Genomic DNA, 23,917 nt, shown 5'->3' with positions numbered 1-23,917 from the left:
TTTTAATGATTAACGATTATGAGTATTTAGCATTGATACTTTGATACATGGCTACTTTGTCTAAAATGCTCATACTGAATACGATATAACCTAATTGCTTTATTTGAATTTTTTGCCTACCCACTGATATTTTATCGTGGTTCCTACGAATTTATAGGCACCATGACGAGTTTTATTTATGAACGATACCACCCGTACTACCAAAGATGAGTCTTATGATGTCGAAACTGATGTTGAGTCCGACACGCCACTGACACCGCAACGCGCGCATTTGCAATTGGCGATTGACGGCATGACTTGTCAGGCCTGCGCCTCAAGAATTGAGAAGGTGCTTAACAAGAAGCCTTCAGTGTACGAGGTAAGTGTGAGTTTTGCTGGCGAGACTGCCAATGTTGATTATGATCCGACCCAGACGACGCCCGAACAGGTGACAGAGTGGGTGAGTAAAACAGGCTTTGTGGCTAATGTACAGGCAGCCGATAGCTTATTTGCTCAGACTGACGAAGATACCGCCACTCAATACCCATGGCGTTTGATTGGATTATGGGTTTGTTTGGTGCCATTTTTGGTGGGTATGGCAGGTATGTTGGCGGGTTTTGGTATGGCGTGGATGCCGCCAGTCTGGGTGCAATTTATTTTAGCGACTGTAGTACAGTTTGGTTTGGCGCTACCGTTTTATAAGAGCGCATGGGCATCTATAAAAGGTGGCCTTGCCAATATGGATGTACTGGTGGTCATCGGTACAGTGACGATATGGGCATATTCGACTTACCTTTGGCTCACGCACGGCGATGGTACTTTAAACAGTCTATTGCAAAATGGACATTTGGGTGGACATGGCATTAGTAACAGCCCAGCCGTATATTTTGAAGCAGGGGTGATGGTCATTGCCTTTGTGCGTACAGGTAAATATCTTGAGGAACGTACCAAGAAGCACAGCCTAAACAGTATTGATTTATTATTGTCATTGACACCTGATGAAGTAGAGCAGCGACAGCCAAATGGTGAATTTCATAGGATTGCGTTGTCTGATGTACAAGTAGGTGACGTCTTACGTGCAAAGCAAGGCAGCCGCGTCGCTACAGATGGTACCGTCATAGAAGGCAGCGGCTGGTGCGTGGAGAGTCATTTAACTGGCGAGTCGGTAGCTCTCAAAAAAGAACAAGGTGATGGATTGCTGGCAGGCGCTTTGGTAGAGAATGGCAGTCTGCTATACCGTGTCAGTGCGAAGGGCAGCGACACGAAACTCGGCGATATGGTACAAGCGTTGAGTGATGCACAAGGCTCAAAAGCCAATCTAGCGCGTCTCGCGGATCGAGTAACGGCTATTTTTGTACCTGTAGTGGTAACGATTGCGTTGGTTACTTTTGGGGTCACATGGTGGCTAACAGGTATGGTTGATACTGCTTTAATGCACGCAGTATCGGTATTGGTCATTGCTTGTCCTTGTGCACTTGGTTTGGCCACGCCAGCGGCAATTATGGCGGGTATGGGCGTTGCTGCGCGTCATGGTGTGTGGTTCAAGGATGCGCAAAGTCTTGAGGCAGCAGGTAATATAGATACGGTAGTGCTCGATAAAACGGGCACATTGACTATTGGTAAACCTACTATCGTCGATCATGTCATGGTGGATAAGTCGCTTGCTGTGGACGATGTATTGCAGATTGCCGCCAGTGTCGAGGCGCATGCCAGTCATCCACTAGCAACTGCCCTCGTCAATACGGCTAAAGAACGACAACTGTCTCTATTTGATGTGACTGATATCAGTGTGATAAAAGGCGCTGGTATACAAGCAAATATCGAAGGGCTTGGATTAATAAAAGTGGGTACGGCAGAGTTTGCGAACTTGACGTTGCCAAGATTCATGCCAAAAGTATGGCAAATTGCTAGTACTGTTGCGATTAGTATCAATGATGAGCCATTAGGCGCGTTTGCCTTAGCTGATGACTTAAAGGCAGATACGCCGCAAGCAATCGCTGCACTACAAGATGCGGGTATCAATGTCATTTTGATGAGTGGTGATAAGCAGTCCGTTGTCGATCATGTAGCAGGGCAGTTGGGTATTGATAAGGCTTATGGCAAAATGAGCCCGCGTGACAAGGCCAGTCAAATTGCACTATTGCAAACTGCTGGTCATAAGGTAGCGATGGCAGGAGACGGCGTCAATGATGCGCCAGCGATGGCTACTGCTGATGCCAGCTTTGCGATGTTTGAGGGGACTGATGTCGCGCAGCATAGTGCCTCTGCACGTTTAATGGGTGAGTCGCTCATGCATATCGATGCGGCACAAAAAATTGCTCAAGCAACGCTACGCAATATTAAACAAAATCTATTTTTCGCCTTCATTTATAACTGTCTCGGTATTCCACTTGCTGCATTTGGGTTTTTGAATCCGATGATTGCCGCCGCTGCTATGGCACTTAGCTCCATCTCAGTACTTATGAATGCACTACGATTGACACGGTTTAAGACAGAGGTTGAGCTAGATAATACGATATCTACCTCTCATACGGATAAAAAGCATTTAGCAAAAGGATAGCTATCATATTTGCTAAATGCTTCTATAAATATAAAACAGATAGCCATCGCATATATGTATCTCTAAGATTTTTTTTATGACGGCAAGTCGGTGTAAGATAAGGGAAGTTTGGTAAAATATATGCTATGATGCCAAGCACTATAGCCGACTATTAATCTGCTTTATATCCTTCTAATTGCTAGGTAACGATAGCCACAAGATAGAAAGGTATAAAGGGTTTTTAGGACTATGCGCTATATGATATTTTGCTTTATCTTTTTTGTATGCTAGCTGCCGTTACTTATCTCACAAACTTGGCATGACCAAAGGAATTAACAGACATTATGTACGCTGAAGAAACCAACAACGTCACCGCAATTAAAGACATTCGCGCTCGTGAAATTTTAGACTCGCGCGGCAACCCAACTATCGAAGCTGATGTTATCTTAGCTGACGGTACTGTCGGCCGTGCTGCTGCTCCAAGTGGCGCATCAACAGGCTCACGTGAAGCGCTTGAGCTACGTGATGGCGACAAGACCCGCTTTATGGGTAAAGGCGTCAAAAAAGCCGTTTCTAATGTCAACAGTCAAATTCGCAGTGCCTTGATTGACAAAGATGTGACTGAGCAACAGGCCATTGATGATGCCATGATTGCGCTAGATGGTACAGAAAACAAAGAAAGCTTGGGTGCTAATGCTATGCTAGCTGTGTCACTTGCGACAGCCAAAGCGGCAGCCAAGTCACAGAATCTACCATTACATCAGTACATTGCCAATCTACGTAATCAAACGTCGTTGACCATGCCTGTGCCGATGATGAACATCTTGAACGGTGGTGAGCACGCGGACAACACAGTTGATATCCAAGAGTTTATGATTGAGCCTGTGGGCTTCACAAGCTTCTCAGAAGCGCTGCGTGCTGGTACAGAAATTTTCCATAGCTTAAAGTCTGTGTTGAAATCGCAAGGCTTAAATACTGCCGTTGGTGATGAAGGTGGTTTTGCACCGAACCTACGTAGTAACGAAGAAGCCATCACGGTTATTATGCAAGCGATTGAACAAGTCGGCTACAAAGCTGGTGAAGATATTCATCTTGCGCTAGATTGTGCGGCTAGTGAGTTTTACAAAAATGGTCAATACGTTTTGGCAGGCGAAGGCAATAAAGCCTTTGATAGCCAAGGGTTCTCAGACTATCTAGTTGGGCTGGCACGTCAGTATCCGATTATCTCTATCGAAGACGGTCTTGATGAGTCGGATTGGGATGGCTGGAAGTATTTGACCGAGCAGATTGGCGATAAAGTCCAATTGGTTGGTGATGATTTGTTTGTGACCAATCCTGCGATCTTGCAAGAAGGTATTGATAAGCATATTGCCAATGCTATTTTGATTAAATTTAACCAAATTGGCACTTTGTCAGAAACGCTAGATGCGATTTATATGGCTAAGAAAAATGGCTATGCAACTATCATTTCACATCGTTCAGGTGAAACTGAAGACAGCACCATTGCAGATTTGGCAGTTGGTACAGCGGCAGGTCAGATCAAAACTGGCTCACTATGCCGTTCAGACCGCGTAGCGAAGTACAACCAATTGCTACGTATTGAGCAGCAAGTACGTGCAAGCTATCGTGGCCGTGAAGAGTTTATCGGTCTACGTGGCTAAGCGTCTGACTGGCTCTTTGGCGCGTAATATGCGTTAAGTAATGTACGCTAAAAAGCCTAGACTCATCAGCTGAAGTCAATACTTAGGCGATATATAATCATTTGTATATCGCCTAATCAGCTTAAACTTTACTATCCTCTTTTATACCGTTTGGCGTTATCACCTTATGAAATATTTTAGCCAATTTATACTACTTGCTTTAGCCGTTGCAGTGCTTTTAGGATTGCAATATCAGTATTGGTTGGGTGAAAATGGCCGTTTTGAACATAACAAGTTGACAGCTCAAATTGAAGAGCAACAACGTTTGAATGACAATCAAGTTGCAGCAAACAACTTACTACGCACCGATGTTCAAGATTTAAAAACGGGACTTGAGGCCGTAGAAGAGCATGCTCGCTTAGATTTAGGTTTAATCAAACCCAATGAGACTTTTGTCCAAGTATCCACCGCACCAACCACGCACAGCAACTATTAGCTATTACGAATATACTGGCTCTTACAAATAGACTATTTTTCACGGCATGACTTAATTTTCATGACGTAGCATTATAATGTTGTTACCTGACACCATTCATTATACTTAACACCTGCTTTATTCCTCTTTACATATACTGTCATGGGCTCAAACCATGAGTACACTACTATGAATACAACCCCTAATATACATGCCATGATTGTCGCAGCTGGTCGCGGCAGCCGTTTTGGTGCGTCTATCGCCAAGCAATATACAATGCTAGAAGGTCAGACGCTGTTGCAGCAAAGCGTGGCACGACTTGCTTGTAGCGATTACATCGATAAGTGTCTATTGGTCATATCAGCCAATGACAGCACGGCTCAACAATTAGAGTTTGCACTTCCTGTACGCTATGCAGTTGGCGGAGCAGAGCGTTGGCAGTCAGTACAAGCAGGCGTTGAAGCAATTAGTCAGACAGGCGCTGATGATTCAGATTTGGTGCTTATTCACGATGCAGCACGTCCCGCTGTACCGAATGTAGATATCGATCAAGTGATTGAAGCAGCGATGCTGGAGCCTTACGGCGCTATTCTAGCGACACCAGTGGCCGATACGTTAAAAGCTTCCTATCAGCAAGCTACAAATACAGAAGAGAGTCGTCCACATTCTTATACCAAATCTACTATTGATCGTAGCAATATGTGGCAAGCACAAACCCCGCAAGTATTCCGCTTAGGTCAATTAAAAAAAGTCCTAAATCATGTGTTTGAACATCAGCTAAGCATCACAGATGAAGCCAGTGCTTTTGAACAACTAGGTTTTCCAATACGCTTAGTCTCTGGTAGTCGCCAGAATATGAAACTGACCTATCCTGATGATGCGGTACTGTTAACAGCGATTATGGCGCTTCAGTCTTAGTTTCAACTCTGCTTCCGCTAACGAGCATCAGTTTTACTCCTTTTATACTTAATGGTGGCCATGATAAGAATTATGGCTTCAGTAGCCACTATATCCTCGTTAGACTTCTCTGTACTATTCTTAAAAATTAATGAATTCAGAAATAATCTATTACTAAAACCTATACCGAGAATATATATAATCTACTTTGGAATATAATATGGTTATTACATATGTTTTTTGTTTCTGAGCGGGCCTATGTCCAGTAATAGGTTGCTTTAATGACCAAACTAACCTATGATGTAACTAACTTAATACAATTAATATAAAAACTTATAAAATCAATAATATATCAGACCGATTCATTACGCTTAGTTATGTTGTCTCTATATTTTTTCTGAAGTTAGTATGATTGTTTTAGCGACATTTACCTGATAATAGGGAGAAGCTGATTGTCAACAATCAACGATTCAACAAATCCAGTAACGACAGATCTCTGCCAGCTTGTATATATAAGCCGGATTACCTCTACTGGTCTTTCAAGTCCTAGCACGCTTAATGATATCTCAGAGACCGCGGTTGAACGCAATCAAATAGATAATGTCACGGGTATTCTTTGCTATGGCAATGGCTACTTTTTGCAGTGTGTCGAAGGCTCAGAGCAGGCACTAACCAATCTAAAAAATCGTTTGTTGGTAGATGATCGACATAAAGAATTAAAGATTTTAGATTTTTCTGAAATTACCAAACGTCGTTTTGCCAGTTGGTCATTACGTTCGATTACCCTTGAGCGTTGGATGACTAAAGAGCCTGAGCTTAAAAAGTTAATGCCATTCAAGCCGTATGAGTGGGATTCTAATGAGTGGCAGAAGTTCTTGGACGTGTTGCAGGGCTACTATGAAGAGCAAACGAGAACAGGTAACGTTGATACGCCTCCTGTCAAATATAGTACGCTAGGGGTGACTTTAAGTAAAGTTGTAGGGCAGCATCAAGCGTTCTTTTTAATCCAGACGATATTAGGATTGATGATAGTGGCTACGTTGCTATGGTTACTGCTGTAATCGATAGATATGAATAAAGTACCCATTGAGCCAAGCTATATTTATAATTAATAAGACAACTAAATAAAAAAGCCAGCATTCAATTGATGCTGGCTTTTTTATTCAAAAGAATAAGTTGGCTTTTAATGAGAGACATAAAAAAACCCAGTTCATAATAAATTATGAACTGGGTTTTGGTGGTACGCTTGTTAGTCTAATCTAATGCTAAGCAATAGTGCTAACAAGTGACGCCAAATAGTGGCGTCCCCAGGGGGATTCGAACCCCCGTTACCGCCGTGAAAGGGCGGTGTCCTAGGCCTCTAGACGATGGGGACTAGTAACAACACTTCAACTGCTTTCACCATTTATGCTGAAGTGGTGCGTATTTTAATAGCGTCGGCGCTTCCTGTCAAGCCTTTTTCTACGTCTTTTTAAAATTAAATATCTTTTTTTAATTGCGCGACGAGGATGTAGGTCATTTCGCTTTAAATGATAGCGAATCCATAAAGAAGTACAGGCGCTAATCGTCAATGCAAGCAGCATATAACCGAGAATGGTGCCCCATAACTTGAGCTGTGGATCCATAATAAAGTCCCTCCTATTAATCTTGATAATACCTACTATCAAGACAGTGTGAGCAACTTGAACCATCTATAGGATATAACTACATCGTTTAAGAGTGATATTTTATCATCAGACCGTTATTTATATCGAATAAAACAACCACATCTGTAATCAATAAATAGTTCCGTCTATTTATTATGATATCAATCATATCCCTATTGATTGCCAAATCAAGATGTCAAAGTCATCAAGTATTACAAATAGCACTATTATGTATGATTGGCAATATAGGATATGTGACTTATTGACTGTCGCTATCAGCTGACTCTTCTTTCGCGTCTTCATTATGCAGCGCATTGGCTAACATAGGGTAGTTATTCAGTATATGACAGAATAGTTCAGCAGTCTTTTGAGTGTCATACAGAGCTGAGTGAGCATTCTTACCATCAAACTCTAACCCTGCTGCTTTACAAGCACGTGCTAAGACAGTTTGACCAAATGCCAATGCTGATAAGGTGACGGTATCAAATACTGAAAAGTTATGAAATGGATTGTGGTTTTTACTATTGGTTCGTAGCACAGCTGCATTTAAAAAAGCCAAGTCAAAATGGGCATTGTGCCCAATTAAGACACATTGACGGCATTCTTCGTCACGGCGTACGTCTTTTAACCCTTTAAATATGCGGCGCAATGCTGTTTTTTCATCTTCAGCAATGGCTTTGCGCATTGGGTTTTTAGGATCAATACCCGTAAAGGCAAGCGCACTTGGCTCTAAGTTTGCGCCTTCAAAAGGCTCGATATGAGCGTTGAAAGCTTCACCTGGATAAAATATACCTTGCTCATTCAGTAAGACAGGGATACAGGCAATTTCTAACAGTGCATCGGTCTGGGCGTTGAAACCTGCTGTTTCCACGTCGACGACAACAGGCAAGAACTTGCGAAAGCGGTCTTTTAAGGCCATAGGCGCTTGCTCATCTGTCACTGAAGCTGCACCTTCAGCAGAAGTGCTTAGAGTAGCATCAGGACTAGCAGATTTAGGGTTTGATAAGTCTTCGTCAGGCAAGGTCGCTATGTTTTGATTAATCATATAAAGTTAAATCACTTTTATCAGTCGTACTAATATATTGAATAAGAAATAAGCATCCTATGATACTAACTGCACCTTTAATACAAAGAAATCTACTACAAAGGTATCATTAGTATCATAGGATAAAATAATAGGTCATTTATTGAATGCTAAGCTTTGCGGGCGTTAAGCCTTAATCGACCAAGGTAGCGTCTCACCTGCCATCAAGGGCGTCAATGATGCACCATCAAAATAAGGATAGTCAGTCGGTACTTGCATAGGCGTGTTGACAAGCGTGATAGTGCTTTCATTTAGAGGTAAACCGTAGAACTGAGCGCCAAAACGACTAGCGAAACCTTCAAGCTTATCTATTTTTCCAACACTATCAAAGGCGGTCGCATACAAAGGCAGCGCCGTGGCTGCACTATAGCAACCGGCACAGCCACAAGCGGCTTCTTTTTTGTCTGTCGCATGCGGTGCAGAGTCGGTACCCAAGAAGAACTTTGGATTACCACTAGTGGCCACATCTAATAGCACTTTTTGGTGGCTCTCACGCTTTAAAATAGGTAGGCAATAAAAGTGCGGTTTGATGCCACCAACCAATAAATGATTGCGGTTAAACATCAAATGCTGCGGCGTAATAGTGGCAGCAACATGGTTACCTTGTGACAATACAAAATCTGCCGCATCGCTGGTAGTGATGTGCTCTACTACTATTTTCAACGTAGGGAATTTCACGATAATTTGAGCCAATACTTCATCTAAGAAACGTTTTTCACGATCAAAGATATCTATATGGTCTTGGGTCACTTCACCATGAATTAGCAATGGCAAATTGTACTTCTCTAATGCTTCAAAGACATCGACGCAGGCATTAATATTGGTGACGCCATCTGCGGAGTTGGTAGTCGCTCCAGCAGGGTAGAGTTTGACAGCTTGTACGATACCTGACTGCGCTGCCAACTCGATATCTTGGGCAGTGGTATTATCCGTTAAATATAGAGTCATACGCGGATCAAAAGCTGACTTGCGCTCAAGACTTAAATCACTTGCTGCTAATTGCTCCATGATACGTGCGCGGTAAGCAATAGCATCCTGCGCATTTTTGACTGGAGGCACAAGGTTTGGCATACAGATGACACGGTTGAAGCTGCTTGCTGCATGAGGTACGGTCGTGCTCAAAGCGAGATCGTCACGCAAATGAATATGCCAGTCATCTGGCTGAAGGATGGTCAATTCTCTAATCGAATCAGTCATAGTGTCAAAGCGCTCTATATCGTCAAATAAAGGAAACAAAAGGGAGTAATACTGTGGGTCTATCATAACAGATTTGCCCACTTGACTAAATATAAGGCTAGATATCTGTACATAATTCATTGAGCTAAGATTAATATCTTGTCGTTAAATGATGTTTAAATTTTGGTGGCAAAAATGAGGTTGACTAGAATTTAAGTCAAAAGCGTACGCCTTATGGCAGTTAGACTTTTGCCCATAGTAAATATGATGTACACTGAGCAGGTAATTATCGTTCGACTTGCTTTCGATTTGATCGTCGCCTTTTCTAAAACTATATTTCATAATGGGAGTTATTCATGGCTCAACTTGATCCAAAAAATATCAATAAAATCGTCTTGGCTTATTCAGGTGGTCTTGATACCTCAATCATCGCTAAATGGCTACAAGAAACTTATGATGCGGAAGTAATTACCTTTACCGCTGATATCGGTCAAGGCGAAGAAGTTGAGCCAGCACGAGCCAAAGCTCAAGCAATGGGTATCAAGCATATCCATATCGAAGATTTGCGCGAAGAGTTCGCTCGTGATTATGTATTCCCTATGTTCCGTGCTAATGCCATTTACGAAGGTGAGTACTTATTAGGTACGTCTATTGCTCGTCCATTGATTGCCAAGCGTTTGGTTGAGATTGCTAAAGAGCACAACGCCGATGCTATCAGTCATGGTGCGACTGGTAAAGGCAATGACCAAGTTCGTTTTGAGCTAGGTGCTGTCGCTTTGTCACCAGACGTAGTGACTATTGCCCCTTGGCGTGAGTGGGATCTATCAAGCCGCGAAAGCTTGATGAAATATGCTGAAGAGCATGATATCGCAATCGATTATGCGGGCAATAAGAAAAAATCTCCTTACTCAATGGATGCTAACTTACTACACATCTCTTATGAAGGCGGTGTTCTAGAAGAACCGTATACTGAAGCAGAAGATGACATGTGGCGCTGGTCTGTCAGCCCAGAAGAAGCACCTGATGAAGCACAGTATCTAGAACTAGAATACGAAAAAGGCGACATCGTTGCTATCGATGGCGAAGCGCTTAAGCCTTATGAAGTCATGATTAAGCTGAATGAAATCGGCGGCAAACATGGCATCGGCCGTTTAGATATCGTTGAAAACCGTTACGTCGGCATGAAGTCACGTGGTTGCTACGAGACGCCAGCGGGCACGATTATGCTAAAAGCACATCGCGGTATCGAATCACTAACGCTTGATCGTGAAGCTGCCCATCTAAAAGATGAGCTAATGCCACGCTACGCAAAAATCATCTACAATGGCTATTGGTTCAGCCCTGAGCGTATGATGCTACAAGCATTGATTGACAAATCACAAGAATACGTCAACGGTACTGTACGTGTAAAACTGTATAAAGGTAGCGTGAGCGTTGTTGGTCGTAAATCTGACGATTCATTATTTGATGAAAAAATCGCCACTTTCGAAGATGATGCGGGCGCTTATGATCAAAAAGACGCAGAAGGCTTTATCCGTCTAAATGGTCTACGTTTAGCTATCGAAGCTAGCCGTGGTCGCGATTTATCTAAGTAATTTTTTAGGCTACTTATAGCCAATCCGTAACTTAGATCGCACAACAAAAAAGAGGCTCTATTAATGTAGAGCCTCTTTTTTTATGGCTAATAACTTACTAATAAAACCATTACTTTGAGAGTGGCTGTCTTAACAGTAAATCTTTTTATTCAGCTTTTTCTGTCTCTACAACGTCAGATTCATCTTCGTCTACCATTACAATGGCCACATCTTGCTGTTGCCGCTCATCAATAGCATCTTGTTCTAATACTTCTTCAGTTGCCAGGATCGCACCGTCAGATTTTTGCGATTGGTACTTTAAGGTAGCGAGCGCACCAAGGACACCGACGACAAGTATGATGATAAGAATGACAGGATTTTTCCATAGCGGTGTGGAAGCCTCATATTCGATGGGCTTTTCACTAGTGGTGGTCGGTGTATTGTCGTTATTGCCGCCGATTAACCCCAAACTTACTAAAGGCGGTTTAGGCGGATTGGCTGGTTCAGAGTTAACGCGCAGTCGATTTCGGCTAAGATAGATATCTGAGATTTTGGCTAATTGTAGCAGCCAGCGTTGATGTGGTAAGGCAACGGCATGCATCTCGGTAAATACTAGCATATCGTTGTGACGACCTTGCTGTAGATTGTCTGGTGAGCGTCCAATGGCTTTTAGGTAATTGCCTGTCGCCATTTGCATGTCTTGCACAGGTTCATAATTTTCAGGCTTGAATCCGGTCAGCTCATACCAGTAAGGATCAAAAGAAGGTGGAGTGCTTGATAGCTGTTCAGCATTTAATAACGTACGCTCCGCATTATTCTCTGAGTTGTTTTCTATCGCTTCAACAGCTTCAGTAGTTGATTGGGGCAGGTCACTATTGCTTTCTGTCTCAGAAGATGAGGTATGCGCATGCTCTGGGCTAAATCGGGCCGCTGATAAAAACTGTGGTTGTAGTGCAAACCATTTATTGATCTCATCACTGTCTAGTTGACTGTATTCTGTCAGGATAGCCAATTCACGCAGCACAATCACGCATAAAGAGGTGAGTAGAGTTTGAGCCTGCTGCGTCGTTGCATCAATCTTCTCAGCGATATGTTCGCTTGCCTTTATGACACGAGCGTTATCACTAAATACGGCATCTGCCGCATCGTGACGATGGTAGAGTGTGGCGCTAATGGTTGCAAAGTTCATTGAGTTATACTGTCGTAACTCTTTGACAGCACCACGACCAAACAGCTTTTTGCTGACTGCCTGTCCCTGATGACGCTGCTGATAGGCGAGCAGCGCACTTACGATGGCTTGTAGACTGGCATCCATTCCTAAGCGAGCTTGCGGTAGAGAGAGCTGTGCCGCATCGGCCAAAAGTGACAGCATAGGCTGGGTATCATGATATAAAAAATCATACATCGACACACGTGTCGGTGAAATAGTCGTCATAATCTGCTAGCATCAAAAAGTGTGCCCCTATATTACGGTGCCAAATGTCTTGATACAATCCCTTGATAATAGAAATTTTCAATCATTTTACTAATAACCTTGATAGTAATCTGATGAATGACAGATAGTCGGAAGCATTTATGACCAATAATAAGACGCTTGATAAACAACTCGTGATTAATATCGCTGAGCAAACATTAACGCTGTACCAGCAGCAAACTGAGGTTGCACAATATGTAGTCTCCACTGCAAAAAATGGTATTGGTAGTCAGCAGGATAGTGGTTGCACGCCGCTCGGTAGGCATGTCATTGAACAAAAAATAGGTGGTAGCGAGCCTATGAATGCGGTATTTGTCGGGCGTGTGCCGACAGGTGAGATATATGATGCCAATCTTGGTGAGCTACATCCCAAGCGTGACTGGATATTGAGCCGTATTCTTTGGTTAAGCGGTCTTGAAGAAGGGTTAAACAAAGGTAGCAATGGCCAAGGTGGCTGCGATACTTATGAGCGCTATATCTATATTCACGGCACACCAGATACTGAACCAATGAGTATTCCGCTATCACATGGCTGTATCCGTATGCGTAATGAAGATATTGTAGAATTGTTTGAGCAAGTAGAAGAGGGTATACCTGTTACTATTATTGCTAATTAGGACATGTTGTACATTTAGCCATGGCGCTGACAGAGACTATTTCAACGCAATAAAAAAAGACAGTCTGCTATATAACAAGCTGTCTTTTTTATGGGGCAGTTTTACTTTATGAAAGCAGTATCCGTCATAAACATAATATTCCAACTTCTACCAAAACGTTGAGCTGTCCGCAAATTTTGCTAAACGTGCATCAATATGACTCTGGTCATCAGTCAGTATGGCCGTAAACCAACCCGCACCATATAAAGCATTAGCGTCTGTCTTTGATTTCAATTCATAAAACTGCTGATATTGATTATCATCGTTCAGTTGTTCTAACGCTTTTTGCGCTTTTATCAGCCTTTTTAGCCAACGTTTGGTTTTCTTTTTAGCTTTTTTCTTACTTAGTAAAGGCGTAGAAAATTCACTGATGTAACGCAAATCTCTTAACTGATTGAGCAGCTCGCTTTCAGGTTGGTCATTATCAGCAATGTCTGTGTTTACATCTAGATCTATGTCATCGCTCACAAGCTCAGCAACACTTACTTCATCACTTATTTTGTCAGCTTTTTTATTGGTTTTAAGGCATTTTTTATATTGTTTAGAGAGGACTTTCGTTAGCTTATCGCAGGCAAGCTGATCAGTCTGAGGTTCAATGCTGGGGTCGCTCATGGTAAAGGCAATCAGCTCTAGCAAGGTTATCTGAAAGTCATTGGCTTGTAGCGTATTGATGGGCGTGATTTTGATATTTTCAATATCTGCTGTCCAGTCGACGGCAGGCGCGCCACATGCTTGTAGCTCAGGTTCGATCTGTGCATTGATATAAGCAAGTTGATAGTAATCGCTAAGCAAGGTTGCAGTTTGCTTTAGTATTGGCAGCCATTCAGGGTTAATCTCATCAGAGAAGTCAGCAAATGCTTTCAACGCAGTACGCAAGCGATCAATACCAATCCGCAACTGTAGAATATGATCGTCATCTATACTGCCAGCGACGATAGCACTGCTGTTTGGTAATATCTGCAATAAGCAATTATGTACGACCGCACGTATAAAGGCAGGTGCACTGCTGTCTTTGTCTATTTGCAATTGACTTAGGTTTGCGTTGACCGCTGGACTGTGTTTTTGTCCGTTAATAAGTAAGCTACCGTTTTCAGCTTTGGTAACGGTGGATAGACACAGCTTATAGCGCTTGCACCATGTTTTGGCAGTCGTAAATAGAAAATCTAAATCTCCTGACACCAGTTCAAACTCTATCTCTTGAATGGCTTTGCGTAGCGAGTCATCAGTACCATGAATAATCTCTCCCTTATCGTAAGCCATTTCGATACAGTTATCGGTTTCATCTTCATTACTTTCTGTTAGCAACCGCGTAGTGCGCTCGACGTCAGTAACATAAAGTCGTGTTAGATTTTTCGCTAACTTTTTGAGTTTAAAGTCAGCCAATGCTGCAGCGATTGGAGTGTCTTTATATATTGTCAAATCAGGTATCAGCTCATTATTATCGAGCATCGCTTGTACTTGCTCATTATCGAGTACAGCATTGTGCTCCAAGCGTGCCGCGATACCATCACCACCAGCTTTAATGGTTTGTACCCATGTATCGCCTTCTTTGCGAATACGCAGACCGATACCTGCCTGTGCAAGCTGTTGGTCAGGCGTATCGTAATAATGTGCAGCCAGTTGTGTCACTTGTGAAGATTTAACGTGCGTTTGACGCATTAAACCCTTTAGCCGTGACTCTGGTACCAAAAACTTCAGCTCTATCTCTTGCATATTAGCTCCTAATAATTCTGACTGATGGCTCTGATCGGTGGTTGTGATAAACAATTATTAGTCTACCATTCTCTGATTATTTAAACCGCAATAAAAAACCGCCCTACATGATGTAGGGCGGTTTTTTGATAAATACTGCTAATGTGTCGGTTATTAGAACTGGTTCATTGTGTTCTTGCCGCCGCCAGCTTTAAGTGCGTTATCGCCAGAGAAGATTTCTTTGTGGTCATCGCCAAGGTCAGAACCAGCCATTGCTTGGTGCTTAACACAAGAGATGCCTTCGCGGATTTCTTTACGCTGTACGCCAGCTGCATAAGCAAGCATACCTTCTTCACCGAAGTAGCCTTTAGCAAGTTCATGAACGCTAAGAGCAGTCGTGTGGTAAGTCGGTAGCGTGATTAAGTGATGGAATACACCAGCTTCACGTGACGCATCACGTTGGAAGTTCTTAGCGGCTACGTCAGCGGCAGCATCAAGCTCAGTACCGTCATAATCAGCACTCATTAAGTCATCTTTATTGTATGCAGAGATGTCTTTGCCTTCTTCTTCCCACTGTGCGATAACTTGCTTACGGAAGTTAAGCGTCCAGTTGAATGATGGGCTGTTGTTGTATACAAGCTTGGCTTTAGGCTGTTGCTCTTTAATACGGTCAACCATCATTTTGATGTGCTCTACGTCTGGAGTCGGTGTTTCGATCCATAGTAGGTCAGCGCCGTTTTCTAGAGCAGTTACACAGTCAAGTACAACACGGTCAATGTTAGTCTCTTCACGGAACTGATATAGACCGTTAGGTAGACGAACTGGGCGTACTAGTTTGCCGTTATGCTTAAGTAGGCTGTCGTTTTCTTGAGCATTTTCTAGCGTTACTTCTTCCATTTCGATGAAATCGATGTATTTAGAAGCAAGATCGCCTGGCTCATTTGATACTGGAATTTTTTGCGTTAGTGATGCGCCTTCAGAGTCAGTACGAGCAACGATAACGCCGTCTTCAACACCAAGCTCTAGGAATGCATAACGGATAGCGTTTAGCTTAGAGATGAAGTCTTCATGCGGTACAGTTACTTTACCAGCCTGGTGACCACATTGCTTAGCGTCAGATACTTGGTTTTCAACCTGAATGGCACAAGCACCAGCTTCGATCATTTGCTTAGTCAATAGGTAAGTAGCTTCTTCGTTACCGAAACCTGCATCGATATCAGCGATGATTGGCACAACATGTGAATCAAAGTTTTCGATTTTTTCTAGGATAGCAGAAGTATCTTGGCCAGCTTCTTCAGCAGCGTTTAGCTCACGGAAGTAGTCGTTCAACACTTTAGCATCTGCTTGACGCAAGAAGGTGTAGATTTCTTCGATTAGCTTAGGTACTGATGTTTTTTCGTGCATAGATTGGTCAGGTAGTGGACCAAACTCAGAGCGTAGGGCAGCTACCATCCAACCTGAAAGGTAGATATAAGTTTTAGAAGTCGTACCGAAATATTTTTTCTTAGCGTACATAGTTTGTTGTGCAACAAAACCATGCCATGCACCTAAAGACTGCGTGTACTGAGACGTATCATTGTCATAATCTTCCATGTCTTGACGCATGATTTTTGCAGTATATTTTGCGATATCCAAACCCGTTTTGAAACGGTTTTGTGACATCATACGTGCAGCATCAACTTCGCTAATGTTCTGCCAGTTGCCGTGCTTTTGCTTTAATTCACGTACTAAGTCGATCGCTGATTTATATGCAGTTGACATCTATAGTCTCCTTGGTGGGGTGTAAAAACAAATAAGTTAATTGTTAAAATAATGGGTCTGTCGTTTTACTAAAATCCGCTTTACTAAAACCTTTGTACTAAAAAGTAATATTCAAAATTGGGTCTATCATTTATCTATCGAAGCTCTATTTACCCTAAACAAACCGCTACGCTATTACAAGAAATTTGCTGAACTCAACAGTTGAAAATAATTGCTAATTTATAAATATTTATCGATTCTCAGTATATGTCTAAAAGGTGTCTGAATACTTAATAGCCAGTGATGTCATAATTGGTAGCAAGAGATGTTACAATAATCAGGTCAATTAACCGTATTTAACGACTGATAAAAACCATTAATATATTACTTAGCGACAATATTTAATTGGATGAAAACAGCTTATGAACCTAAAGTTCGTCCTCTATGCTGCAAATCCTTTATAGAACTCACTATAACCACCTTACCAAGATTTATCTAATTTATGATAGTTATCTTTGGTATTTCTGTATGATATAATGTTTATATAACAGGGTCTTACGATAGGTTGGATGAGTTATAATGCGTATCTATCAGAAAAAACTAGAACCAAATTAGTAAAAAATAATGAAATTATGCTGTTACAGCGCACAAATCACCGTAGCAGCACTACAAATGCCAGCCTTAATATGGCGTTTACTCAAAAGCCAAGAGAACCAAATATGAATTTGCAGCGGGTTGATTTAAATTTATTAGTCCATCTAGATGTGTTGCTACGAGAAAAAAACGTTACTCGCGCAGCCGAGCAGCTTGGGATTACTCAGCCTGCTATGAGTAATATCTTGCGCCGTTTGCGTAAGCTGTTTAATGATCCATTATTGGTACGCTCATCCGAAGGTATGACCCCGACTGAACGCGCCCTTGAGCTACAGCCGCGTATCCGCGAGATACTCGCTGACTTGACTCAAGTATTGGAGCCGCGTACCGAATTCCGTCCTTATAGTACCTCTCGTGTGTTTCGTATTATGACATCGGATTATGCCGAAGCGACCCTAGTACCTAAGCTGGTAAAAGCACTACGTTCTGAAGCGCCTAATGTAATTTTGGACTTTTTGACTCCATCAGACGTCTCTTATCGAGATATGGAGCAGGGACGAGTTGATTTAGCGATTAATCGTTTTAACGAGATACCTCAAAGTTTCCATCAGGTTCTGGTATGGCGTGATACTTTTAGCTGCCTATTATCTTCTGACAGTCCTTATGCTAATCGTTTTAATTTAAAGAACTATCTAAAAGCACAGCACGTTTGGGTATCTAAAACTGGTATGGGCGTGGGTTTTGGGGTCAATCCAGAGAAATCTGGTGGACTAGGATCTATCGATCAAGCCCTGCAGCGCCTTGGGCAAAAACGCCAAATTAGTGTCTTTACTCGACATTATCAAATGCCTGCCATGCTTGCAGCAAATAAAGATTTGATAGCGACTTTGCCCACGCGTGTGGCAAGAATGCAGGCAAATAACGACAGTATTATGATGGAAGATCCGCCGTTTTTTATTCCTGAGTTTGAGCTTACGATGGCATGGTCTCCTCTGTTGCAGCATCACCCAGCCCATCGCTGGTTACGTCAATTAATTATGCATGTGGCACGACAAGTCGTTGCTGAAGAAGAAAATTCGCCGCAAGAGATACCGGTTATTAATCATTTGTTTTGATTGGTTTGTGTGAGTTGAATCTATCTTTTATTAGAGCGGAATATTCCTGATTATCTGAATTTTTAATAAAAGTATTTTTCTTTAGCTCCCACTCTACATAGTTATTAGACCAGCCGTTAGGCTGGTTTTTTATTTTCTAGAGATTAATAGTTGATATTTTACATTTAGATAGACTTAATAAGTCAGTCACACTATTAACATCTTCAACACACTTCACAATATATTGTAAAACTCTTCATCAAATAGCTTGTTAAGATAACGGCAGATAGAAAACGAGCTACCAATAGATTGTGCTATCGACGTAAATTTAATAATTAAAACTGTCACAGCAAAACAACTACAAGTGGCAATAAACCCGATTATAAATCCCAAATATAAATTCGAATAATAAGGACAGTAACTATGTCAGACATTACTACTATTAACCCAACCACGGGCGAAGAAATCAGTAACTATAATTATATGAGCAACGACGAAGTCAACAAGATTGTCGATGCTTCACATAACGCATTTTTAGAATGGCGTACAGTAAGTCACGAAGAGCGCGGTCGTGTCATCAAATCTATCGGTGATAAGCTGATGGAATACAAAGAAGAGCTGGCTAAGCTGATGACTGAAGAGCGCGGTAAGTTATATAGCCAAAGCATACAAGAGATTGATCTTTGCAAAGCTATCTGTGATTACACTGCTGAAAACGGCGTTGCTTCTTTGGCTGATGATGTACGTGATATCGAAAGCATGAAAAAAGGACTAGTGACGTATCAACCTATCGGTATCATCTACGGCATGCAGCCTTGGAACTTCCCAGCGTATCAGGTATTCCGTTATACCATTGCAAACTTGATGGCGGGTAACAGTGTTCTGCTAAAACACGCATCTAACGTCACAGGTTCTGGTCTATTAATTGAAAAAATTCTTCACGAGTCTGAATTACCAAGTGATTTGTTCCGTACGATTATCATTGATCATGACCAGTCAGAAGCATTGATTGGCAACGACAAAGTACGCGGCGTGACATTAACAGGTAGTGACAAAGCAGGTGTAATCGTTGGACAGCAAGCAGCTAAGGCGATTAAGAAAGCTGTATTAGAGCTAGGTTCAAACGATGCATTTATCGTATTAGAAGATGCTGACATCGAAACTGCTGTAGAGACTTGTACTCAAGCACGTCTAATCAATAACGGTGAAACTTGTGTAGCAGCCAAACGCTTTATCGTAGTCGATAGCGTATATGATGAATTCCGCAAGCGTATTGTTGAGAAATTTGAAGGTACTAAAGCGGGTGATCCAATGGATGACAGCTCAGATATCGGTCCATTAGCACGTGCAGATTTGCGTGAGCAGCTACATGAGCAAGTAGAGCAAAGTGTGGCTAAAGGTGCAACTATCGCGGTTGGCGGTAAAGTACCTGAAGGTAAAGGTAGCTTCTATCCAGCAACTATCCTAGAGAACGTTGAAAAAGGTCAGCCTGCATATGATGACGAACTATTTGGCCCTGTCGCTTCATTGATTCGTGCAAAAGATGAAGACGATGCAATGCGCATCGCTAACGACAGTCGTTATGGTTTAGGTGGCGCGATTTTCTCAAAAGACGAAGAGAAAGCTGTTCGTTTAGCACGTGAGCAATTCGATACAGGTATGGTCTATATCAATGGTTATGGTCTTGCCAATCCTGCACTACCATTTGGTGGCGTGAAAAACTCAGGCTATGGTCGTGAGCATGGCGGCTTCGGTATTAAAGAGTTTGTAAATATCAAAGCAGTTCATGTATTTTAAGAGTGAACTAATTAGACGAATTAGCTAAATAAATAACTATTTACGATTTTACATGATAGTAAATAATAAATAGTTATCAAATAAAAAAGCCCAGTTGCTCGTAATGAGTAGCTGGGCTTTTTATTGAGCTATATAAATTGATATTAAAATCAACTTAATAAGCTGAGACTTTTATCCGTCTATAAGCAATTGCAGAGGCAACTTAGGCAAGTAAGTTTCCGTTTCCGATGATGTATTATTTGCTTCAAGTGACAATACATTTTTTGCTAGTAGTAGGATTGTCCAAGGTAATAGCTGATGCTCAAGCTTCTGTACCCGTGACTGTAAGCTCTTTACGGTGTCGTTGATATCGACATTCAATACTGCTTGAGTCAATACCTGACCTGCATCAAGCTCCGCGGTCACTTTATGAATACTACATCCGTGAAGACGTTCACCCGCTTGTATAACTCGTTTGTGAGTATCTAAACCCTTATAAACCGGAAGTAGAGAGGGGTGAAGATTAATCATGGGCGCTGGTACATTATCGATAAATGAGCCACTTAGTACACGCATAAACCCAGCCAAGACGATTAAATCAGGTTGCCACGCTATTAGCTGCTTATTGGCATGGGTTTCAAATGTCTTGATACCCATACGTTTACCACTAGCAACGTGTGACAATACCGCAACTGGAATATTGGCATCTTTAGCACGTGTCAATGCATAAGCATCTTCACGGTTACTAATGACACCAACGATTTCAATCGGTAGCGCCCCTGCTTGCATGGCATTGATTAATACTTGCAGGTTGCTACCACTTCCTGAGACTAGAACAGCAATGCGTAATGGTTTGATAGGCTGGCTCGCATTATCAATTGGCATTAACGGTACACCACTGCATCCGCCTGGTCATCAGTGCTGCGTTTGACCATTTCACCTATTTGCCAAGCTGTTTCACCCGCATCAGTCAAGATCTGGATAGCGGCATCTGCTTTGTCTTTTGGCATAACGATGACAAAACCAACGCCGCAGTTAAAGGTACGGTACATTTCGCTCTGTGCGATATTACCTTGGGTCTGTAGCCAAGAGAATAGCTCTGAGAACTGCCAGCTATTGGTATCGATGCTAGCCGCTAGATTATCAGGTAGTACACGTGGCAAGTTATCCGTTAGACCACCACCTGTGATGTGTGACATCGCATGTAAGGCTGAGCTACCAAGCGTGTCTTGTAATGTTTTGATTGCTTTTACATAGATACGGGTAGGAGCCATTAAAGCGTCTTGAATAGGCTGACCGTCTAGTTGCTCGTCGCTACTCGTAACATCCACACCGCTAACTTCGATGACTTTACGAACCAATGAGTAGCCGTTTGAGTGCGCGCCACTTGAGGCAAGTGCAATCAGTACATCGCCTTCTGCGACATTTTCACCAGTGACGACTTCTGCTTCTTCAACCACGCCTACACAGAATCCAGCTAGATCGTAATCGTCGTCTTGATACATGCCTGGCATTTCAGCAGTTTCACCACCGATAAGCGCACAGTTAGCTAGTTTACAACCATCACCAATACCAGTCACGACAGTCGCCGCTACATCAACATCCAGCTTGCCAGTTGCATAGTAGTCTAAGAAGAATAGTGGCTCTGCGCCGCAAACCAATAGGTCATTGACGCACATTGCGACCAAATCAATGCCAATCGTGTCATGACGGTTCAGCTGTAGCGCCAGTTTTAGTTTGGTGCCGACACCATCAGTGCCAGAAACCAATAATGGTGAGGTATAACCTGTTGGGATGCGGCATAACGCACCAAAACCGCCAAGTCCACCCACGACTTCAGGACGAGTAGTGGCTTTTGCAACGGACTTGATTCGCTGAACCAAAGCATCGCCTGCATCGATATCAACACCGGCATCTTTGTAGCTTAAAGAAGGCTTGTCACTCATAGTCATCTCACAGTTGGGGATAGATAATTGGGATTAGAAGGTAAAGTAATTGAGCACGCAAAAAACAGCGTTATAAAGTTCAAAAGAAAAATTTAAAGACAGTGCGCGCATTATACCCAAAAACAGACCGTACTCGCAAAGCAACTTACCAATATTTGACTAAGATTTGCATTAAGTGGCAAATAAGCGGTTAAGAAACAAAAAATGACTGATTTTTTGTTGTACTCTGCGATAATAGAACGCTAAATTTGTTGTCAATAATGGCCTTAATACAAGTTCAAATGTGATTGATAGAATAAAAAATACTAAACAAAAGTTTATCAAAAATAAGATTTTTTTTGGGACTTTGATACGTCTCAGTTTAGCTAGCTAAAACTAATGAGAAAAAAGCAATTCGCCTAGTGACACATCGTGATGACTGCATTTATTTTTTTAGAAAATACTATTACTCACTGACTCACTGTCACTTTTTTAACCTCGTCCAACTATAGGATTACTTGCCATGATGAACCAACCAATAGACCCTTTTTTTCGGCGTTTATTTATTGTCGTGGCGTTAGTTGTGGCTGTGTTTCTCTTATATTTGATGATGCCCGTCATCGTGCCTTTTGTTTTTGCCTTTATGCTAGCTTATCTATTTAATCCTCTAGTCAAGCGCCTATCAAAATATATCAAGCGCTGGGTCGCGATTATTATTGTTTACTCGACGATTACTTTGGGGATGGCGTTATTATTATGGTGGTTGGTACCGACACTATGGCATCAGTTGCAAGCGGCTTGGGATTATTTGCCAAAGATATTTAATTGGTACAACCAAGTAGTAAGAGAGTGGTTCAATAGTAATACTCGTATCAAACTGCCTCAATTAGAATCTAAAGAGTTTTCCGATACCCTCGTCGATTATATGCAAACGAACTATAAGTTCGCTGATGCTAGCACCATGATGAGCCAAATACTGACCTCAAGTATGAACTTCATCAATAATGCTGGCCTTATTGTATTGGTACCTATTTTGACCTTTTATTTCCTATTTAATTGGGATCAGCGTTTGCATAACTGGAAGATGGCGATACCAGGTGCTTACTGTCAAAAAGTGACTGAAATAGCTAAGGAATGTGATCTGGCATTGATGGCATTTATCAAAGGTCAATTACTGGTGATGGTGTTGCTAGGCGCTATTTATGCCGTACAGTTACAGCTCATTGGATTGGAGCTTGGGCTTATCATTGGTATGGTAGCAGGCATTGCCAGTTTTGTGCCTTACTTAGGATTCGGTATTGGTTTTATCGCGGCTATTATCGCGTGCTTATTTCAGTTCGGATTGGACTGGACGTATTTATCATTGGTCGTAGGTGCGTTCTTGATTGGACAAGCTGCAGAAGGTTATATCCTACAACCATTGCTGTTAGGTGATAAGATTGGTCTATCGCCATTGTGGGTCATATTCGCTGTATTGGCAGGTGCAAGTCTATTAGGTTTTGTCGGTATGCTTATTGCCTTACCAGTGTCCGCTGTCTTAAATGTGTTGTTCCGCCATTTATACAGCTATTATCGAACGACTGACTTTTATAAAGGCCGTAAACAACTGGCACTGTTTGAAAAAAGATAATTATCTTATTATTGAACATGCTAGATAAATATTGATATGCAATACTAGGATATGAACGCAATGATTGATAAGGCTTAATGGGTAAAAGACTTGTCAGTCATTTTGTAAATATGTTATATATAGGCGCAGTGTTAATAGTATCAACCGTTTTGGTACCAGCTTTCCTAAATTTGTTTTCGATAAAGCGACTGACCGATTTTTGCAAAGGCTATAGGGCCACTAATTACAGTTGTATCGGCTAGTATTGATAGTAATGAATACAGCTCAAAGTAACCTATCTTTTTTATTGTATTTTTCCATTGCACTACGCAACACGAGTTGATGAT

At 42.0% G+C, this 23,917-nt stretch carries 18 protein-coding genes and 1 tRNA gene; 10 read left to right on the top strand and 9 right to left on the bottom strand.

Annotation, left to right across the window (positions count from 1 at the left end; all coding sequences use genetic code 11):
- Positions 1-178 precede the first annotated feature (178 nt).
- The 5 genes from SJY28_RS00285 to SJY28_RS00265 all read left to right on the top strand — a co-directional run bounded on the left by SJY28_RS00285 (position 179) and on the right by SJY28_RS00265 (position 6,591).
- Complete coding sequence (locus SJY28_RS00285; RefSeq protein WP_379543022.1) at positions 179-2,539, top strand: heavy metal translocating P-type ATPase; 2,361 nt, start codon at positions 179-181, stop codon at positions 2,537-2,539.
- A gap of 323 nt (positions 2,540-2,862) precedes the next feature.
- Complete coding sequence (gene eno, locus SJY28_RS00280; protein ID WP_057761174.1) at positions 2,863-4,179, top strand: phosphopyruvate hydratase; 1,317 nt, start codon at positions 2,863-2,865, stop codon at positions 4,177-4,179.
- A 166-nt stretch (positions 4,180-4,345) separates the two neighbouring features.
- Positions 4,346-4,654 (top strand): septum formation initiator family protein, encoded by a 309-nt coding sequence (locus SJY28_RS00275; protein ID WP_057761172.1) that lies wholly within the window; start codon positions 4,346-4,348, stop codon positions 4,652-4,654.
- Between the two features lie 168 nt (positions 4,655-4,822).
- Positions 4,823-5,551, top strand: a complete 729-nt coding sequence (gene ispD, locus SJY28_RS00270; protein WP_379543021.1) for a 2-C-methyl-D-erythritol 4-phosphate cytidylyltransferase — start codon at positions 4,823-4,825, stop codon at positions 5,549-5,551.
- Between the two features lie 431 nt (positions 5,552-5,982).
- Positions 5,983-6,591, top strand: coding sequence for a BLUF domain-containing protein (locus tag SJY28_RS00265; protein WP_201608401.1), 609 nt, complete (start codon positions 5,983-5,985; stop codon positions 6,589-6,591).
- A 238-nt stretch (positions 6,592-6,829) separates the two neighbouring features.
- Here SJY28_RS00265 and SJY28_RS00260 read toward each other — a convergent pair.
- The 4 genes from SJY28_RS00260 to pyrC all read right to left on the bottom strand — a co-directional run bounded on the left by SJY28_RS00260 (position 6,830) and on the right by pyrC (position 9,457).
- A tRNA-Glu gene (locus tag SJY28_RS00260) sits at positions 6,830-6,905 on the bottom strand.
- Between the two features lie 52 nt (positions 6,906-6,957).
- Positions 6,958-7,155: a hypothetical protein gene (locus tag SJY28_RS00255; protein WP_134292217.1), complete on the bottom strand. Its 198-nt coding sequence runs from the start codon at positions 7,153-7,155 to the stop codon at positions 6,958-6,960.
- Between the two features lie 280 nt (positions 7,156-7,435).
- Positions 7,436-8,095 (bottom strand): ribonuclease T, encoded by a 660-nt coding sequence (gene rnt, locus SJY28_RS00250; RefSeq protein ID WP_379544874.1) that lies wholly within the window; start codon positions 8,093-8,095, stop codon positions 7,436-7,438.
- A 291-nt stretch (positions 8,096-8,386) separates the two neighbouring features.
- Positions 8,387-9,457, bottom strand: a complete 1,071-nt coding sequence (gene pyrC / locus SJY28_RS00245) for a dihydroorotase (RefSeq protein WP_101206305.1) — start codon at positions 9,455-9,457, stop codon at positions 8,387-8,389.
- A 335-nt stretch (positions 9,458-9,792) separates the two neighbouring features.
- On the opposite strand from pyrC, the gene SJY28_RS00240 reads away from it, so the two are divergent.
- Positions 9,793-11,031: an argininosuccinate synthase gene (locus SJY28_RS00240; protein WP_057761167.1), complete on the top strand. Its 1,239-nt coding sequence runs from the start codon at positions 9,793-9,795 to the stop codon at positions 11,029-11,031.
- Positions 11,032-11,176: 145 nt separating this feature from the next.
- On the opposite strand, the gene SJY28_RS00235 is transcribed toward SJY28_RS00240, so the two are convergent.
- Positions 11,177-12,445 carry a hypothetical protein gene (locus SJY28_RS00235; protein ID WP_379543020.1) on the bottom strand — a complete coding sequence of 423 codons (1,269 nt, stop codon included), beginning with the start codon at positions 12,443-12,445 and terminating at the stop codon, positions 11,177-11,179.
- A 140-nt stretch (positions 12,446-12,585) separates the two neighbouring features.
- On the opposite strand from SJY28_RS00235, the gene SJY28_RS00230 reads away from it, so the two are divergent.
- Positions 12,586-13,101 (top strand): L,D-transpeptidase family protein, encoded by a 516-nt coding sequence (locus SJY28_RS00230; protein ID WP_379543019.1) that lies wholly within the window; start codon positions 12,586-12,588, stop codon positions 13,099-13,101.
- A 147-nt stretch (positions 13,102-13,248) separates the two neighbouring features.
- On the opposite strand, the gene SJY28_RS00225 is transcribed toward SJY28_RS00230, so the two are convergent.
- Both SJY28_RS00225 and SJY28_RS00220 read right to left on the bottom strand, forming a co-directional pair.
- A complete protein-coding gene (locus tag SJY28_RS00225) occupies positions 13,249-14,853 on the bottom strand; it encodes a CYTH and CHAD domain-containing protein (protein WP_339343454.1) in 1,605 nt (534 codons plus the stop codon).
- Positions 14,854-15,006: 153 nt separating this feature from the next.
- A complete protein-coding gene (locus SJY28_RS00220) occupies positions 15,007-16,593 on the bottom strand; it encodes an isocitrate lyase (protein ID WP_101206309.1) in 1,587 nt (528 codons plus the stop codon).
- Positions 16,594-17,291: 698 nt separating this feature from the next.
- Here SJY28_RS00220 and SJY28_RS00215 point away from each other — a divergent pair.
- Complete coding sequence (locus SJY28_RS00215) at positions 17,292-18,281, top strand: LysR family transcriptional regulator (protein WP_379544873.1); 990 nt, start codon at positions 17,292-17,294, stop codon at positions 18,279-18,281.
- A 402-nt stretch (positions 18,282-18,683) separates the two neighbouring features.
- Entirely contained in the window at positions 18,684-20,057 is a 1,374-nt protein-coding gene (locus tag SJY28_RS00210) for an NAD-dependent succinate-semialdehyde dehydrogenase (RefSeq protein ID WP_165598107.1), read from the top strand.
- A 171-nt stretch (positions 20,058-20,228) separates the two neighbouring features.
- Here SJY28_RS00210 and purN read toward each other — a convergent pair whose 3' ends face one another.
- Complete coding sequence (purN, locus tag SJY28_RS00205) at positions 20,229-20,921, bottom strand: phosphoribosylglycinamide formyltransferase (protein ID WP_379543018.1); 693 nt, start codon at positions 20,919-20,921, stop codon at positions 20,229-20,231.
- A complete protein-coding gene (gene purM / locus SJY28_RS00200) occupies positions 20,921-21,982 on the bottom strand; it encodes a phosphoribosylformylglycinamidine cyclo-ligase (protein ID WP_379543017.1) in 1,062 nt (353 codons plus the stop codon). The genes purN and purM overlap by 1 nt, the downstream gene beginning before the upstream one ends.
- A gap of 502 nt (positions 21,983-22,484) precedes the next feature.
- Between purM and SJY28_RS00195 the strand changes: the two genes are divergently transcribed.
- A complete protein-coding gene (locus tag SJY28_RS00195; RefSeq protein WP_160022555.1) occupies positions 22,485-23,591 on the top strand; it encodes an AI-2E family transporter in 1,107 nt (368 codons plus the stop codon).
- Positions 23,592-23,917 lie beyond the last annotated feature (326 nt).

It is taken from the genome of Psychrobacter sp. R86515, assembly GCF_042466315.1.
In the GTDB taxonomy this organism is placed as follows: Bacteria; Pseudomonadota; Gammaproteobacteria; order Pseudomonadales; family Moraxellaceae; genus Psychrobacter.
The sequence above is the reverse complement of the archived record's forward strand: the minus strand, read 5'-3'. Positions and strand labels throughout refer to the sequence as shown.